Below are 16,988 nucleotides of genomic sequence, written 5' to 3' on the forward strand. Positions count from 1 at the left end.
CTCTGAAGGCGACCGCGGAGCGGCTTACCGCCCCAGCGCCGCCAGTTCCTTCGCCGCCTCCCGCAGATCCTTCGCGGTGTCGATGGCGCGCCAGTACGCGCCCTGCGGGATCGGGAAACCGGCGAGTCGGCGCTCGCGCGCGAGGTGCGGGAACGTGGTGCGCTCGTGGTCGCCGCGCTCGGGGAGGAGGCCGGCGAACTCCGGCGAGAAGACGTAGACGCCCGCGTTGATCTCGTTCGTCGTCGGCGGTGCCTCGATGAAGTCCGTGATGTGCCCGAACCCGTCCGTCTTCACCGCACCCCACGGAATGCGCGGACGCGCCAGCGCGAGGGTCGCGACCGCGTCGCGCTCGGTGTGGAAGTCCGCCATGTCGCGCAGCGAGAAACGGGTCCAGATGTCGCCGTTCGTCGCGTACCAGGACCGCTCGGGGTGGGGCAGATGCGCGGCCGCGTACTTGAGGCCGCCGCCGCGGCCCAGCGGCTCCGACTCGACGACGGTCTTGACGTTCACCGGCAGATCGGCCGACTCCAGCCACTTCTGGAGGACGTCGGCGAGGTGGCCGCAGCTGACCACCACGTCCGTCACGCCCTCCTCCGCGAGCCAGACAAGCTGATGGCCGATGATCGGAGTCCCCGTGCCGGGGATCTCGACCATCGGCTTGGGCCGGTCGTCGGTGTAGGGACGCAGCCGGGAGCCCTGGCCACCGGCCAGAATCACGGCTTGAACGGGGCGAGACGCGGCGTTCGGATCGGTCATGACCGAACTGTACGTTGCGCCCCGCTCGCGACCGGGATCGGCAACCGTTCCTTAATCAGCTGTTACCCCCCGTCTCCGAGGCGGCGCTCAGCCGTGCGCCGCCGCGACGCCCGTCGCGAAGGACGTGTCGCAGACCGGGCGGGCGTACGACTGGGCGCGCGTGGGCCCGTACATACGGACCGCGGCATGGCCCAGGGCGCGGGCGATGGACACGCAGTGCTTCGCGAGCGAGGGGCGCCCGTTGACGGCCTCCTGGAGGTGCGTGAGCGCGATGCCCGGGTTCTTCTCCCGGAGTTCGGTCATGAGGGTGTCGCGCAGCACCTCGTGCGGAGCGCGGGCGGCGGCGCGCGAGGAGGCGTCGGCCGCCGAGACGTCCGATGCCGTGAGCACCGAGTCCGACGGATTCCCCGACCAGTTGACTCGGGTGACCGCGAGGGTCCCGGAGAGCACCAGGACGACGGGCAGGACGAGGGCGAGGGAGCGGCCGATCCGGCGGGCGGGGCCCCGGCCGCGTCGCGTCTGTTGGTTAGTGGAGTGCTTCACGCGAGTGAGGGTAGCGTGGGGTAATGATTTGGCGACATTTAGTCACCGGTTCGGGGGATGAAGTGGTGCCCTTTTTTGGGTAGTGGGTTGACGCACGCTGCTCGAAATGCCCGGTGTGCCGGGGTATTTGTCGACAACGAGTAGGGCCCCGCAGTGGTCTGCGGGGCCCTACTCGTCAACCTGGGTGAATTACCCGGGGTTGTACTGCCTGGCTCAGTCGGTGAGGCGCTCGCCCGTGGAGGTCGAGAACACGTGGGTCTCGCCCGGCCGCGGCACGACGTGCAGCGTGGCGCCCTTCTCCGGGACCGCGCGGCCGCTGACGCGGACGACCAGGTCCTTGAGGTCGTCGCCGAGCTTGGAGCTGCCGTAGACGTAGCCGTCGGCGCCGAGCTCCTCGACCACGTTCACGGAGACCGCGAGACCGGCCGGGGCGTCCGCGGTGTCCTTCGACAGGGACGAGGCGGCCTCGCCGTTGTGCTCGACGATGTCGAAGTGCTCGGGACGGACACCGACGGTGACGGTGGTGTCACCCTTGTCGGAGGCGGCCTTCAGAGCGTCACGGTTGATCGGGACGACGCTGTTGCCGAACTTCACACCGCCGTCGGTGATCGGGACCTCGACCAGGTTCATCGCGGGGGAGCCGATGAAGCCGGCGACGAAGAGGTTCGCGGGCCGGTCGTACATGTTGCGCGGCGAGTCGACCTGCTGGAGCAGACCGTCCTTGAGGACGGCGACCCGGTCGCCCATCGTCATGGCCTCGACCTGGTCGTGGGTGACGTAGACGGTGGTGATGCCGAGACGGCGCTGGAGCGAGGCGATCTGCGTACGCGTGGACACACGGAGCTTGGCGTCCAGGTTGGACAGCGGCTCGTCCATGAGGAACACCTGCGGCTCACGCACGATGGCGCGACCCATGGCGACACGCTGGCGCTGACCACCGGAGAGCGCCTTCGGCTTGCGGTCCAGGTACTCGGTCAGGTCGAGGATCTTCGCGGCCTCTTCGACCTTCTGCCGGATCTCCGCCTTGTTGACGCCGGCGATCTTGAGCGCGAAGCCCATGTTGTCGGCGACCGACATGTGCGGGTACAGCGCGTAGTTCTGGAACACCATGGCGATGTCCCGGTCCTTCGGCGGCAGGTGCGTGACGTCACGGTCACCGATGCGGATGGTGCCGGCGTTCACGTCCTCGAGCCCCGCGAGCATCCGGAGCGAGGTGGACTTGCCGCAACCGGAGGGACCGACCAGGACGAGGAATTCCCCGTCCTCGATGTCGATCTCGAGAGCGTCGACGGCGGGCTTGGTGGAACCCGGGTAGATCCGGGTCGCCTTGTCGAACGAGACAGTGGCCATGGTGAAGGGCCCCCTTCTACCGGCAGGAACGTGCCGGACGATCCGTTGTAGGAAGGTGGTGAGCCGTCCCGGACAGAGCCCGGGATGGTGTAGTCCACACGTGCGAACTGGGTCAGGACGGTACCTGGCGTTTGCCCGGCTGTCAGTAGCTGGGGGACTGTGAACTTCGCGGAAATTTTCGACAGGGCCACCCTGCGGCCTGGGTACACTGCACGGGCACGCGTGCGCGTCACACGTGCAGGCCTCCTTAGCTCAGCTGGCCAGAGCAACGCACTTGTAATGCGTAGGTCGTCGGTTCGAATCCGACAGGGGGCTCCAACAGCATGGATAACCCGCCGTGGGGCCGTGAGCTCGCCGTTTCGGCTACGGTGGGCGGTTCTCGTGCGGCTGACCTTGAGACGTGGGTGCGGCGTGGCTGTGCCTTGGTCGTGGCGTCGGTGGCTGCGTACGCCTCCTACGTTCACCAGAGGGCGTTTGCCCTTCAGGGCGGGGCGGACGAGACGAGCACCGGCTTCCAAGCGAGGTCGGCTGCCGCCGTGACATTTGCCGCAAGCGACACTCCCGATGCCGAGCAGAAACGCCATCCACACCACAGACAACTACGGCCGAGCCGTCCTCGCGCGCTGGCGGCGAGCAGGCCGCATCCCTGCCGCGCCAGAGGAGGCATCGACAAACCGGTTCGTCACCCTGAGTAAGGATGGGACGAGCGAGGGACAGGGATCGCTGCGCATCTTCGGATCACGGGGTTTGTAAAGAATTTCCGGTTTCGCTGTATCTATGGTCGGACAGCGTGTCAGGGCCCTTCGTTCCCCATCAATAGGACCAAGGTCCCACTCCCGCCCCGCTGATATCCGGCGGAGTCTGCGGTGTAATGCATCGGGCGCCGGGCTGACAGGAGGGGATTCCATGGTGAGACGCGTCCGATGGCGCTTGCGCGCCCTGCTGTCACGGGACGCCGGTACGGACGCTCTGCTGGTTGTCCCCGTCGCGGACCCGGGCCGGGCTCGCGCTGGGCAGCACCGCCCCGTACCGCCCCGGTGTTGCGGAGGCCGGGGTGCTGGTGGAGGACGCGTGGCAACGCAGAGGGGTGGGCGGACTGTTGCTGCGCCGGCTCGCGGAGCGGTGCAGACGACGGGGCGTTGCGGCGCCCACGGTCCCGTGGAGTACGGGCCGCTCTCCGACACGGTAGGGATGACGGCGAAACTGGCGGCAAGGAGCCCTTCGGATGCTCAGTTGTAAGCCCCTGAACGGATCTTTCGGCGTCGAGGTGTTCGACACCGATCTCGGCACGCCGGAGGCCGAGGAGCACGCGGCGGAACTCGTCGAGGCTCTGCACAGACACCAGTTACTCCTCTTCCCGGGCCAGACACTCACCGTCGAGGCCCAGTTGAAGGTCACCTCCCTCTTCGGCCGGTCCGTGCTGCCGTGGGACCCCACGCACGCGCACCCGGCCAGTCCGTACGTCGAGGTGTTCCGCGAGTCCCCGCCCCGCGAGTACAGACGGCCCGCCGAACACTGGCACAGTGACGCCTCCTTCCTGGCGGAGCCCACCGACGCCACGCTCCTGTATGGGGTGACGGTGCCGCCGGAAGGTGGCCGTACCCACTTCAACGACACCCGCGTACCCCTGGCCGCGCTGCCGGCCCGGCTGCGAGAGCGGGTCGCTTCGCTGCACGCCGTACACGACTTCGGGCGCAACTTCTCGAGCCTGCGGCGGGCCTCGTCGCGGGTGTCGAAGGAGGAGGCACGGGCCGAGCTCGCGGCCTTCCCACCCGTGACGCATCCGCTGGTCCGCCCTCACCCGGTCACCGGTGAGCCAGCCCTGTACCTGAACGAGATGTGCCTGGACCGGGTCGTTGACCTGCCCGAGGACGAGAGTCGCGAGCTGGTCGAGGAGCTGTACGCCCACACGCTGCACCGGCGGTGGCAGTACGTACACATCTGGCGCCCCGGCGACCTGCTGGTGTGGGACAACCCCTCGCTGCTCCACCGCGGCGAGGCCGTTCCTCCCGGTCTGCACCGCCGGGTCCACCGTACGACCGCCCGGTACGCCGGACGGGCGCGTTGAGCCCGCAGTGGCGGCTGCCGTTTTGGCCACACGGGTTACCCGGCACGCTCATCGCCTTCGACGGCGTCGACGGCAGCGGCAAGACCACGACCACCGGGATGACCCGGGCGTATCTGCGGGCGCACGGTCGGACCGTACGCGGCTACGGGGGACCGGCTGATGACCGTTCGGGCGCGTATCCTGCCTGCGCTGCGGGCGGGCCGCGTCGTCGTGGTCGACCGCTATCTGTTCACGCCCCTGGGCGAAGTGCTCATACAGCGGGTGCCGGCCGAGACGCGCGCGGTGGTGGAACCGCTGATCGCCTGCTTCCCGGCGCCGGACCTCTCTGTGTTCACCACCGTGTCAGCGCGGGAGGCCAGCGCCCGGGTGCGCCGCCGAGCCGCCGAGCGCGACGACCCGCTCGGCCTGGACGTCTACGAGCAACGAGTGGACGCCTTCCGCCGACTGGCGTCGAGCAACGGCGGGCTGCTCCTCGACACCACGCGGGGCAGCGCCGCACCTTTCAAGACTTGATACCCCACCTCGTCAGCGGCGCGGTCGGCGTGCGCTGAGGAACCGCCACAGCCCTGGAGACCATCTTGGCCGCGCCCATGGGAACGTCCCGGTCCCCAAGCTGCCCGGCGCCGTCGGAGCGAGGCCCCGTTCGACGTGCTCGGCGCAGGCTTCGGCCCTTGCCAAGCTCGCGCTCGCCATCGCCCAACCGGGAGCAAGGATGCATGAACGGTTAATGACCAAGGAAGCCAGCCAGTCACGCAAACAGACCGAACCACCGCAGATGGCCACCGTCCTCGCCGCCCTGGATCCAACGGGACCGTGGACGCGCCCGGCCCGGCCGCACACGACGTCTGGAGGTGCCGGGTGACCGATCGCACGGAGCGGGAGAACGCCTGGCGGCTGCTGGGCCACGTATGCACGGCAGATGTGGATCCGCGTGCTTCGGCAGCCGCTGCCGAGCTGCTCACCGGCCCGCTGGATCTCGATGAGCTGATCAGCCAGGCGGCCCGGCACGCGCTGCTCCCGGCCCTGGCAGCCCATGTCATCGAGGTGGAGCGGACAGACCTGTTCCCACTCGAGCTGCGTCGACATCTGATCGATTCGCTGTACTGGAACCGGCACAAGACCGCACTCGCCACCGACGAGGCGCTCCGCATCGTCGCCGCGGCCGACGCGTCAGGCGTGTCTGTGGCCTGCACGAAGGGCGTCGTGTGCCAGTTCACCACGTACGGAGGTCGGGGGATCAGGGGATTCGGCGACATCGATCTCATGGCACACCCCGACGACCGGGAGAAGGTCGCGGCACTCCTCGGCGATCTCGGCTACTCCGGCGCTGTGACCTACGACCACAAGACCGGCCGGCTGGTGGAGATAGGGCGGGCCGACAAGGCTCTCTACCGGCTCCACCGCGATCACCTGCCGCACTTCCTGCGGGTGACTGAGGGAGGGAGCGTTCCCTTCCATATGGTCGACGTCGCCTTCAGCCTCACCTGGCACACCAGTGGCTGGCAGTTACCCATGGACGAGGTGCTCGCCGACCTGGAACAGGTGGCCGTTCCGGGACGTTCCGGGGGTGACGTGCTGCCGGCCCTGGCCGTCCCGTACGACTTCCTCTTCCTGGCCCTCCATCTGTTCCGGGAAGCCTGGTTCCAGCGCACGATCCTCAAGAAGAACGTGCGGCTGGGGCAGTTCGCCGACATCTGCCGGTTCTGGTGGCTGCGGGGCAGGGATCACGCCGCGGAGATCTCCCGGCTGGTCACCGCACACGGTCTGCAGCCGCCGATCGCCTGGGTGTGCCATCACACGGACGCCGTCTTCGGCTCCGCTCTCGTCGGGGAACTCGGGCTCGACGGGTATGTGGCCGAAGACTGGCTGAACAGCGCGGGCGCCACCGATGGCAGTGGACTGGCCTGGCGAGGAAGCATGCGGGACCGGCTCCGCGACCGGGTTCCCCCTCAGCTGACCGCCGCCCCCCTGCCCTCACTTGCCCGAGCCGTGCGCGCCTGACGGTGAATCGTGGAGAGCGACGGCTCGGTGGTGAGCGCGCGGCAGTTGGAATCCATGAGAAGAACGACGGAGTGAAGCCATGACGAACCCCTGGGACGACCGCTTCGAGACCCTCCTGCGCGACGCCCTGCGCTTCCTGCCACCGGACGAGGCACTCCGTCCCGACCTGGACACGATCGCCGCGGGCTTGGACTCGATGGCCATCGTGGAGCTGCTGCTGTCCGTTGAGACGGCCTATGACATCTCCATGCCGGACGACTTCCTGCAGCCGGACACCTTCGCCAGCCCGGGTGCCCTGTGGGAGGTGGTCTGCGCGGTGCGCGCCATCCAGAGCGAGCCGGCATGACGGCGCCGGCAGTCACCTCCTCCGTGCTCTCCGTTCTGCGAGAACATGCGCCCCGGGTGGACACGCAGGGCGAGTTCCCCATCGCGAGCCTCACCGCACTACGGGAGTCCGGACTGCTCGGATTGCTGGTGCCCCGGGCCTATGGCGGTGCCGACGGCGATCTGCGAACCTTCGTGGAGACGGCCCAGGAACTCGCGTCCGCGTGCCTGTCCACCGCTTCCATCTGGGCCATGCACTGCCAACAAGTGGACGCCATCGCCAGGTTCGGCTCCGGCGAACTCCGCGACGACCTGATGCCGTCCGTGGCCCGGGGCGAGACGTACATCGCCTCCGTCACCACAGAGCGGGCCAAAGGCGGCCATCTGCTGAGCGCGCAGCAGGCTCTGTCCCAGCAGGACGGGAGCCTGCACATCGAGCGCCGGGCACCCGTCGTCACCGGCGGCCGACAGGCCGATGGATTCCTCATCACGATGCGCGCTCATGAGGACGCCCGCCCGGATGAGGTCTCGCTGGTGTACGCGCAGCGCAAGCAGTTGGACGTCCAGGAGTCCGGGCGATGGGACGCAATGGGCATGCGCGGCACCGAAAGCCTGGGGCTGGACCTTGTCGGCACCGTACCCGCGACCAATATTGTCGGCGAACCGGGAAGGTTCCGGACAGTGGCGGTCGAGAGCATGATCCCCCTGGCCCACCTCGGATGGGCGGCCTGCTGGCTGGGCGCGGCCCGGGGCTGCCTGCGCGAGCTCGTCGCACATCTGCGCAGGCCGGGGAGGAGCGGCGGTCCGGACCTTACCTCCGACCTGTTCCGTGAGCGACTGGCACGCATCCGGCTCGACCTGGAACTCACCCATGCCTATCTGCACCGCGTTTGCCAGGAAGTGTCCGACAGGCGGGACCGAGGCGAGTCGCTCGACCCTCACGCGGTGCAGATCCATCTCAACTCGCTGAAGCTCGCGGCCTCGGACCTGACCTTCCGCGCGGTTGACCGCATGGTGGAGCTGGCGGGACTGTCGGCGGGGTATGCGAAGGATTCCGGGCTGTCCCTCGAAAGGTGCTTCCGGGATCTGCGCTCCGCCAGCCTGAACTACGCCAACGACCGGCTGTGGGCGGCCAACGGGGCGCTGGTACTCGTCGACCGTTCGGTGACTCTCGTCTGACGGTCGGCTCAAACGCCGCCGGATGTCACCCCGCGCCCGTGCCCGAGCGAACGCCACGGGGGCTTTCAAGGAATCGTCCCCGTATTTCGGAGGGGAAATCTCGAGCGCTCAGGTAGACGGTGAGAAAGGATGGCTGTGGCGGGGTGGGCAGGAGAGGAAACGCTCCACGGAATTCTCGAGACGGCGGCCGGACGGTTTCCGGAGCTGCCCGCCGTGCGTGATGTAGACGGCCGTTGGACGTACCGGGAGCTGTCGTCGGCCACCCGCGCCGTCGCGGACTGGCTGAAGCAGCGCGGCGTGCGAGCCGGGGACCGGGTCGTGACCCGGCTGCCCGCGAGCCGCGCGTTCACCGCCCTGGTGTACGGGGTGTCGCGGGTGGGCGCCACCTTGGTCCCGCTCGCCCCTACGACGACCGCCCACCAACTCGCCCCCATCCTCGAGGAAACGGAGGCTTGCCTGCTGATCGCCTCCGGCGGGCTGGGAGAGCTGCCGGGCTTCTGCCGCACTGCCGACGCCGCTGAGCTGGCAGCCGCCGCGGAATCTGTGGGCCCATGCGGTTCCCAGGCCGCCGTACCCGATCGGTCGCCGAATCCGGAGGCTCCACGAGCGCCCGCCCTGATCATCTACACCTCGGGGACCACCTCCCGCCCCAAGGGCATCGTCTGCCCGCACGATCGGGTGCTCTTCGCCGCCCGCGCGATCGCACAGTGCCTTGAGTACCGCCGTCACGACATCGTCTTCTGTCGGCTGCCGCTTTCCTTCGACTACGGCCTCTATCAGCTTTTCCTTTGCGCCTTCGCAGGTGCCGAGTTGGTCCTGGCCGACGAGGGCAGTGACGTCACGGTGCTGCGGCAACTGCGCCGCTGCGGTGCGACGGTCGTCCCCGTGGTCCCCTCGCTGGCAGCGATGCTCATCACGCTCGCCGCCCGGGAACGCACCCGGTCCGGCGCCGACGGGGCCGTACGCAACACGGTGCGACTGTTCACCAACACGGGAGCGAAACTCGCTCCGCACCTTGCCCGTACATTGCGCGAGACGTTCCCCGGAGCCGAAGTCTGCCCGATGTACGGCATCTCCGAATGCAAGCGCGTCTCCATACTCCCGCCGGACCAGGCCTCCCTGCGCCCCGAGTCGGTTGGGCGCCCGCTGCCCGGCACCACGGTGACCATCCTCAACCCCGACGGCATGGCCGTGCCGCCTCGCGTGGTGGGAGAGATCGTGGTTGACGGCCCGCACGTGATGGACGGGTATTGGCGCAGTCCTGGCCCGACTGCGCGGATGTTCCGGACCACGCCGGGCGTCTCGCGGTTCCGGCTGCACACTGGCGATTACGGGTACCTCGACGAGGAGGGATACCTCTACTTCTCCGGACGGCGTGACGAGATCTTCAAACGACGTGGCGTGCGCATGAGCACACTGGAGATCGAGGCTGCCGCTCAGTCGGTGCCCGGAGTACGTGACGCGGTGGTGCTTGTCCCGCTTGACGAGAACGAACTCCCCTTGTTCGTGACCGGCACGGCACGGCCTGCCATCGTGCTTGCCGAACTCGCCGCCCGGCTGGGGCCGCAGCGAACCCCCACGCGGTGCATGGTGCTCGACACCATGCCTGTGACCGCGAATGGAAAAGCCGACCGGCAGGCCCTGCGTGCCTTGCTCGATGCGGACGCCCCGGAAGGAGCACAGCATGCCTGACCTCGACGCCATAGCCGAGACGTACGGCACACCCGCATACGTGTACGACCTGAATCGTGTGGAGCAGGCATACGGCGACCTCGTACGCGCACTCCCCACGGGCTCTCTCATCTACTACTCCCTGAAAGCCAACCCGCATCCCGCACTGGTGCGGCGCCTGGGCGGCCTCGGCGCCCGTCTCGAAGTCAGCTCCGCCGGCGAACTGGCTGTCGTCCTGGCCGCCGGACAGCCTTCCCAGCACGTGCTGTACACCGGACCAGGCAAGACTCCCGCAGAACTCGGCGGGGCACTGGCAGCGGGCGTACGTCTCTTCTCCGCCGAGTCCTTCGCCGACATTCGCCGGATCGGTGCTGCCGCCGAACGGCACAGTGCGCACGTTGACTGCCTGCTGCGGGTCAATGCGCCGGATGCGGTTGGCGGCAGCGGGCTCCGCATGACTGGCAATTCGTCTCAGTTCGGCCTCGACTACGAACAGTTGATGGCCGAGTGGTCCGCCTTCCGGACACCCACCACCGTCACCGTGCGGGGCTTCCACTTCTTCCCCCTGACCAATGCCCGCGACGAGGCGACACTGCTGGACGAGATGACCCAGAGCATCCGGTGCGCGGCACAGCTGTCTCATGGGCTTGGCATCCCACTGGAATTACTCGACTTGGGCGGCGGTTTTGCCGCACCGTACGCGGTCCCCGGCTCCCGCCCGCAGTACGCGACCTTGCGGGCGGGGCTGCAGGGGGCGCTCGAAAAGTGGCTTCCGGAGCGGGACGAGGGACGGCCGTTCCTTGCCTTCGAGTCGGGGCGCTACCTGGTTGCCGACTGCGGCACCCTCCTGGCGTCCGTCATTGACGTCAAGGAGAGCAAGGGCCGTACCTTCGCGGTCCTCGACGCCGGCATCAACGCACTTGGCGGGCTGTCCGCCACAGGCAGGCTGCTGCCGGTCAGCGTAGGCCTGGAGGACACCGGACGGCCGGGACCCACGTTCACCGCCGACCTGGTCGGGCCGCTGTGCACCCCACTGGATCGGCTGGGACGGCAAGTGAAACTGAACAACGTCAAACCAGGCGACGTGCTGCGCATTCCGAACACCGGCGCTTACGGCTTGACCGCTAGCCTGCTCGGTTTCCTCAGCCGGCCGGTCGCTACCGAAGTGATCGTCTCGTCCGGGCACGTCGAAGAAACAAGCCGTCTGGCGCTCGTGAGGACGACCGAAGGAGGGATGCAGCAGTGACTGTTCCCAAGTTTATCGCGATCGGGTGAAAATGGACAAAATAACGATTCATTTCGAAGGCAAGCGCGACGCGATCGCCCCCCTTACATGGGCACAGCGGAGGACTTGGCGAGGCTCTCGCCTCAAGTACCGGCCGTTTGTGTATGTCCAATCTGTTCCGCCAGGGAAAAATCTCCGCGAAGTCGGTAATGCTGTCAAATGGGCATTCGAGGAGTTCGAGACCCTGAGAACGATATTTCCGTCGGACGTCGACGGTGATCCCTACCAAAAGGTTGAAAAAGTCGGATCAGTGGAGCTCTTCAAAATTCCGACCGAAGAACCTACCGAATCTGATATTCAAGACGCAATACACCGTCTTCGGAGGGAACGCTTTGATATTACAACCGAGTTTGGGGCCTTATTTGCTGTAGTGACTTGCGTCGACGTTCCGACACACCTTATTTGTCTCGTTTCCCACCTTGCAGTCGATGATCAGGGTTGCAGGGCACTAGGAGTGGCGCTCGATGGCTACTTTTCCGGGGACCGCGACCGGCCATCGGTGCCTCTCACACATCCAGTGGACCGAGCGCAGCTAGAGCGATCGACGAAGTGGCAAGAAAAGAGCGCTCACTCCCTCGAATACTGGAAGTCGATTCTAGAAAATCTTCCGCAAGACGGCGATCGTTCAGCAGTAATGGATTCTTACGCGCTGCGGGCTGCTGTTTCAGTCCTGTCAAAGAAGTATGCAATGGGTACATCCGTTGTCTACCTAGCCGCTATTTCAGTGGTTGCCGGCGCACTCATGGGGCGGAGCACGTCCTCCTTTCTGTTGCCGGCTTCCAATCGTTTGAACCAGGAAGAACGTTCATTCGTCGGGGAGCTTGTGCAATTTGCCCCTGGGGTACTGGAATCGCTCAACGCGCCTTTCGAGACAATAGTCACCGATGCTTGGAAAGCAAGCCTCAAGGGTTACAGATTCAGTCGCTACGATGAGCAGGCTCTTCAGCTGATACTCACAGACCTCGACGAGAACAGAGAAAGCAAGAGAGCTTTCGACTTGTCATTCAATGACATGAGAAATTCTACAGAAGGACAGAACGGCTGCGGAGCGAAAGGCGAAATTCACAATCTCACGAAACAGACGGAAATCGAATTGCGTGAACGCGTATATCGAGGCGGAAGTCGCTTTCTGTCATTCGGCCTCCGGGGTGACGGCAACGAAATACTCTCGATCAATGTTCACGACTCGTACTTCCCAGAGTTTCCTGTCCGGCGCATTTTGCTGGCAATTGAGGCTCTGGCGGTCGGGGTAGCCATGGAGGATGTGGAACCACTTAATTACCCCATGCGATTCGCGAGAGCTTACCTGACATCTCGAAACACGACAGTCGATTGAGTACCGATAGCGTGAACAGGACCACGAGCGACCAGCCCTCCTTCCTGCTCGATGCGGCAGCGGAGGTGTTTCTAGCCGTCGGCTTCGACAGGACCTCCATGAACGAGATCGCCACTCGGGCCGGTGTCTCGAAGACCACGGTCTATGCGTACTTCCGTGACAAGCTCGAACTGTTTCACGCGGTGGTCCGGCGGAGCGCGTCCAAGGTGAGTCTCGGATTCGACCAAGCGCTGCTCGGATCAGCCAACGATACCGAGGAAAAACTTTCACGGGTCGCCCTGTTTCTCTTGGAATCCATGACCGAGCCCGGGCGCCTGGCCTTTCTCCGGATGCTGATCACGGAGCGCGACCGCATACCAGAGCCGTTATGGATGGTGAACGACTTTGGCGTCCACCCCGTCATCAACGCGGTATCCGCGATCCTTGGCGAGGACGCCGCCCAGCATGGCTACTCCGTGCCAGAACTGAACGCTCACGCCACGTTGTTCATTCGAACCGCAGTGGCCGGCCTCCAATTGCCTGCACTTCTCGACCCCGACTTCTCCCACGACTCCACATTTCTCAAGACTCACGCCGACTGGATCACTGCAGTCTTCCTGCGCGGTATTCGCCCACGGGGCGGCGCGTAAATACACCCCCCCACCCATCGCGACCGCGTCGCCAGACAAAGCGAGAATCGATGACCACAGGATCCTCGGCCGTGCCAGGATGGGTTCGACGCCTGCGGGCTCACATGCTCCGGCACCGCAAGACAATGATGCTTTCACTGCTCGGCGCGGTTCTCGGTAGCATCTGCATGATCACCACCCCCCTGGTCGTGCGGCAGATCATCGACGGCGTCATACTCACCCACGGGTCGGCGTTATGGCCGTGGCTGGCCCTGGTAGCAGCGCTCGGCGCCGCTACGGTCAGCTTCGAATTTCTCCGCCGTCTGTCCGGTGCTCGCCTTGCCCTTGAAGTCGAGTGCGACCTGCGGAATGCCATGCACGACCGCCTTCAGTCCATGGACGCGGAGAATCTCGACCGTATGCCGACGGGCCAGCTCGTCGGGCGAGCCAATTCCGATACCACCCTGGTCCAGGGACTGCTCAACTACTTCCCGTTCCTGAGCAGCGACGCCCTGCGGGTGGTGCTGTCGGTCGGGGTGATGCTCTTCCTGTCCCCCTTGCTGGCTATCGTCAGCATCGCCATCGTGCCCATGGTGCTCGGTGTCTCCTACAGGATGCGCTGGAAGGTGTTCCCCGCCACGTGGGACGCCCAGCAGCGCGTGGGCGACGTCGTCCAGATCGTCGACGAGGACCTCAACGGCGTTCGGGTCGTCAAGGCTTTCGGCCGGGAGGAGCAGGAACTCAAGCGGGTCACCGAGGCCTCGCGGGCCCTCTACGGTTCGCAGATGCGTTTGGTTCGACTGCAGGCCCGTTACCAGCCGGTCCTGCAGGCTGTTCCGGTCTTCGGGCAGGTCGCCATCCTGGCCTTCGGCGGCTGGATGGCACTGCGCCACGAGATCACGGTGGGCACGTTCCTGGCCTTCTCCACCTACATTGCCCAACTCGTTCCCCCCGCCGGACGGTTGGCCCGTCTCCCCGTCATCGCGCAGCAGGCCAGGGCCGGTGCCGAACGCATCTTCCAGCTCATTGACCTGCGCCCCGCCATCGCCGACGCGCCCGACGCGATAGAACTGCCGGCTCTCCGCGGCGAGATCACCTTCTCCGGTGTCCACTTCTCCTATGAAGAAGGCGCCGAACTGCTGCACGGCCTCGACCTGCACATCCCGGCCGGGTCGCGCGTCGCCATCGTCGGCCCGAGCGGGAGCGGCAAGTCGACCGCAGTGGCGCTGGTGTCGCGCATCTATGACCCGCAGCAGGGTGCTGTGCTCGTAGACGGCCACAACGTACGGGACGTGACGCTGCACTCCCTGCGCAGCCAGGTCGGCGTGGCGTTCGAGGAGAGCTTCCTCTTCTCCTATTCCGTTCGGGACAACATCGCCTACGGGCGCCCTGGCGCCAGTGACGCCGACATCGAGCAGGCGGCACGCGCCGCAGGTGCTCACGACTTCATCATGGACCTGCCCCGTGGCTACGACACCGTGGTGGGCGAGCGGGGACAGAGCCTGTCGGGCGGGCAGCGTCAGCGGGTGGCCCTGGCCCGGGCGCTGCTGTACGACCCCAGGGTCCTGATCCTCGACGACGCGACCAGCGCGGTAGACGCCTCCACCGAGGCCGCCATCCACGACGCCCTGCGCAAGGTGATGGCCGGGCGGACCACGATCCTGGTCGCGCACCGCCGCTCGACCCTGCACCTCGCGGACCAGATCGTCGTCATGCGCCATGGCCAAGTCGTTGATACCGGCACCCACGACGAGCTGATGGAGCGCAACGCCCTCTACCGAACACTGATCAGCGGGGGGCTCGACAGCGACGCGGCCGACGGCGGGATCGAGGCACTGGCATCCCCTTCCGCCACCGGCACGACCGCCACGGCGTCGAACGAGAAGCGTCAGCCCGGCCAGGGCGACGGCGGCCGTGGCCGGCGCAGCAACGTGGACGCTCCTCCCGAACTGCTGGGCCACGTGGCGGCACTCAAGCCGGTACGCGATATTCCGGCCGTCGACCTCGAGACCGAGTCACGCCGGGACCCTTCGTTCGGCCTGGGCCGACTCCTGTCGGAATTCCGCCGCCCGCTCCTGCTCGGCCTGCTCCTGGTCGTCCTCGACGCGCTCGCCTCGCTGGCCGGCCCGTATCTGATCAAGAATGGCATCAACAGCGGCGTGACGGCCGGATCCGAGGTCGCCCTGTTCACCGCATCGGGCATCTACCTCATGGTGGCCCTGGCCGGCATGATTGATGAGATCGGCGGCACGTTCGTGACCGGTAAGGCTGCCCAGCGCATCATGCTCTCCCTGCGGATCCGGATCTGGGCCCAGCTGCAGCGGCTGTCCCTCGACTACTACGAGGGCGAGATGGCCGGGCGAACCATGACTCGGATGACCACCGACGTCAATCGGTTCCAGTCGCTGATCGAGAACGGCGTGCTGTCCGCGATTGTCTCGCTGGTCACTTTCGTCGGCGTGGGTACCGCGCTGTTCGTACTCAACCCCGAACTGGCAGCCGCCATGCTTCTCGTCGTCCTACCGCTCGCCCTGGCGACCGGGCTGTACCGGCGACGGGGCGCCCTTCTCTACGACCAGGCCAGGGAACGGATCGCTGTCGTCAACGCCGACTTCCAGGAGAGTCTGTCCGGGGTACGCGAAGCGCAGGCCTTCGTCCATGAGGAGGTCACCAAGGCCCAGTACCATCGACTCGGCCACGACTACATCGTCGCCCGGCTCTCGGCCCAACGGCTGATGCTTGCTTATTTCCTGTTCGTGCAGTTCCTCCCGAGCGCTGCCGTTGTCGTTGTCCTAGGCATGGGAGCTGGGATGGTCACGTCCGGGCACCTGACTTTGGGCGCACTGATCGCGTTCGTCCTCTACGTCGACCTGTTCTTCTCACCCGTCCAACAGCTTTCGCAGGTCTTCGACTCGTGGCAGCAGACTCGGATTTCAGTGAACCGTATCGCTGACCTCATGAAGATGGACACGCTCACCCCAAACCCCGAGTACCCCAAGGAAACGGGTCAGATGTCCGGTGAAGTGGTCATCGACGACGTGCACTTCTCCTACCTGACGGTGGCAACTCGGCGTGGATCCGCCCAGGAACGCGGCGGCCCGCAAGACCTCCACAGTCGCCAGAGCCCCGGCGCCCTGGCGACCAAGCCACCCGAGGCATTGCGCGGTGTCAGCCTGTGTATCGCGGCTGGCGAGACAGTCGCGCTCGTCGGCGAGACAGGCGCGGGCAAGTCGACAATCATGAAGCTAGTGGCACGGTTCTACGATCCAGGCGAGGGTGCCATCCGCGTCGATGGCCATGATCTCCGAGCACTCGACCTGCTGTCGTACCGGCGCCGGCTCGGCTACGTGCCGCAAGAAGCCTTCCTGTTCACCGGGTCGGTCCGCGACAACATCGCCTACGGTCGGCCCAGTGCCGGCGACGCCGAGGTCGAGGCGGCGGCGTGGGCGGTTGGTGCCCACGACTTCATCGCCGGGCTGCCCGGCGGCTATCTGCACGAGCTGGCTGAACGTGGCCGGTCCCTGTCGGCCGGGCAGCGCCAGCTCATCGCACTGGCCAGGGCCGAGCTGGTCGACCCCGTCCTGCTCTTGCTGGACGAGGCCACCTCCAACCTCGACCTCGCCACCGAGGCTCGGGTCGCAGCGGCGATGCAGCGCGTCTCGCACGGCCGGACCACGATCGTGATCGCGCACCGCCTACAAACGGCTCGGACCGCGGACCGGATCGTCGTGCTCGATGGCGGCCGGATCATCGAGTCCGGGTCGCACGAGGAGTTGCTCGCCGAGGGCGGTAAGTACGCCTCGATGTGGGAGGCGTTCGAAACGGCCGGCCACGCCAGAGCGCATACCGCGCTCGAAACGTAGGCTT

The 16,988-nt window shown here is 66.5% G+C and carries 14 protein-coding genes and 1 tRNA gene; 12 read left to right on the top strand and 3 right to left on the bottom strand.

Annotation, left to right across the window (positions count from 1 at the left end; translation table 11 throughout):
• Positions 1–24: 24 nt before the first annotated feature.
• The 3 genes from AB0I77_RS35455 to ugpC form a co-directional block, all read right to left on the bottom strand.
• On the bottom strand, positions 25–756 hold the full coding sequence (locus tag AB0I77_RS35455) for a nucleotidyltransferase family protein (protein ID WP_363286889.1): 732 nt from the start codon (positions 754–756) through the stop codon (positions 25–27).
• An 87-nt stretch (positions 757–843) separates the two neighbouring features.
• Positions 844–1,299 (bottom strand): hypothetical protein, encoded by a 456-nt coding sequence (locus AB0I77_RS35460; protein ID WP_363286890.1) that lies wholly within the window; start codon positions 1,297–1,299, stop codon positions 844–846.
• 213 nt (positions 1,300–1,512) lie between these two features.
• Positions 1,513–2,649, bottom strand: a complete 1,137-nt coding sequence (gene ugpC / locus AB0I77_RS35465; protein ID WP_363286892.1) for a sn-glycerol-3-phosphate ABC transporter ATP-binding protein UgpC — start codon at positions 2,647–2,649, stop codon at positions 1,513–1,515.
• 241 nt (positions 2,650–2,890) lie between these two features.
• Here ugpC and AB0I77_RS35470 point away from each other — a divergent pair.
• From AB0I77_RS35470 to AB0I77_RS35525, 12 genes are all read left to right on the top strand, one after another.
• A tRNA-Thr gene (locus AB0I77_RS35470) sits at positions 2,891–2,967 on the top strand.
• 658 nt (positions 2,968–3,625) lie between these two features.
• Positions 3,626–3,838: a GNAT family N-acetyltransferase gene (locus tag AB0I77_RS35475; protein ID WP_363286893.1), complete on the top strand. Its 213-nt coding sequence runs from the start codon at positions 3,626–3,628 to the stop codon at positions 3,836–3,838.
• A gap of 36 nt (positions 3,839–3,874) precedes the next feature.
• On the top strand, positions 3,875–4,717 hold the full coding sequence (locus tag AB0I77_RS35480; protein ID WP_363286894.1) for a TauD/TfdA family dioxygenase: 843 nt from the start codon (positions 3,875–3,877) through the stop codon (positions 4,715–4,717).
• 159 nt (positions 4,718–4,876) lie between these two features.
• Positions 4,877–5,230, top strand: coding sequence for a hypothetical protein (locus AB0I77_RS35485; RefSeq protein ID WP_363286895.1), 354 nt, complete (start codon positions 4,877–4,879; stop codon positions 5,228–5,230).
• Positions 5,231–5,575: 345 nt separating this feature from the next.
• The gene (locus tag AB0I77_RS35490; protein ID WP_363286896.1) at positions 5,576–6,718 is read left to right on the top strand and encodes a nucleotidyltransferase family protein; all 1,143 of its coding nucleotides are present in this window, start codon (positions 5,576–5,578) and stop codon (positions 6,716–6,718) included.
• A 79-nt stretch (positions 6,719–6,797) separates the two neighbouring features.
• Positions 6,798–7,064: a phosphopantetheine-binding protein gene (locus AB0I77_RS35495; RefSeq protein WP_363286897.1), complete on the top strand. Its 267-nt coding sequence runs from the start codon at positions 6,798–6,800 to the stop codon at positions 7,062–7,064.
• Positions 7,061–8,221, top strand: coding sequence for an acyl-CoA dehydrogenase family protein (locus AB0I77_RS35500; protein WP_363286898.1), 1,161 nt, complete (start codon positions 7,061–7,063; stop codon positions 8,219–8,221). The genes AB0I77_RS35495 and AB0I77_RS35500 overlap by 4 nt, the downstream gene beginning before the upstream one ends.
• Positions 8,222–8,350: 129 nt before the next feature.
• On the top strand, positions 8,351–9,913 hold the full coding sequence (locus AB0I77_RS35505) for a class I adenylate-forming enzyme family protein (RefSeq protein WP_363286899.1): 1,563 nt from the start codon (positions 8,351–8,353) through the stop codon (positions 9,911–9,913).
• Entirely contained in the window at positions 9,906–11,138 is a 1,233-nt protein-coding gene (locus tag AB0I77_RS35510; protein ID WP_363286900.1) for a type III PLP-dependent enzyme, read from the top strand. The genes AB0I77_RS35505 and AB0I77_RS35510 overlap by 8 nt, the downstream gene beginning before the upstream one ends.
• A gap of 31 nt (positions 11,139–11,169) precedes the next feature.
• Positions 11,170–12,513, top strand: coding sequence for a condensation domain-containing protein (locus tag AB0I77_RS35515; RefSeq protein ID WP_363287004.1), 1,344 nt, complete (start codon positions 11,170–11,172; stop codon positions 12,511–12,513).
• An 11-nt stretch (positions 12,514–12,524) separates the two neighbouring features.
• Positions 12,525–13,142, top strand: a complete 618-nt coding sequence (locus AB0I77_RS35520) for a TetR/AcrR family transcriptional regulator (RefSeq protein WP_363286901.1) — start codon at positions 12,525–12,527, stop codon at positions 13,140–13,142.
• Positions 13,143–13,192: 50 nt separating this feature from the next.
• Positions 13,193–16,984, top strand: coding sequence for an ABC transporter ATP-binding protein (locus AB0I77_RS35525; RefSeq protein WP_363286902.1), 3,792 nt, complete (start codon positions 13,193–13,195; stop codon positions 16,982–16,984).
• The last annotated feature ends 4 nt before the right edge of the window (positions 16,985–16,988 follow it).

The organism is Streptomyces sp. NPDC050619 (genome assembly GCF_040654815.1).
Lineage (GTDB): Bacteria > Actinomycetota > Actinomycetes > Streptomycetales > Streptomycetaceae > Streptomyces.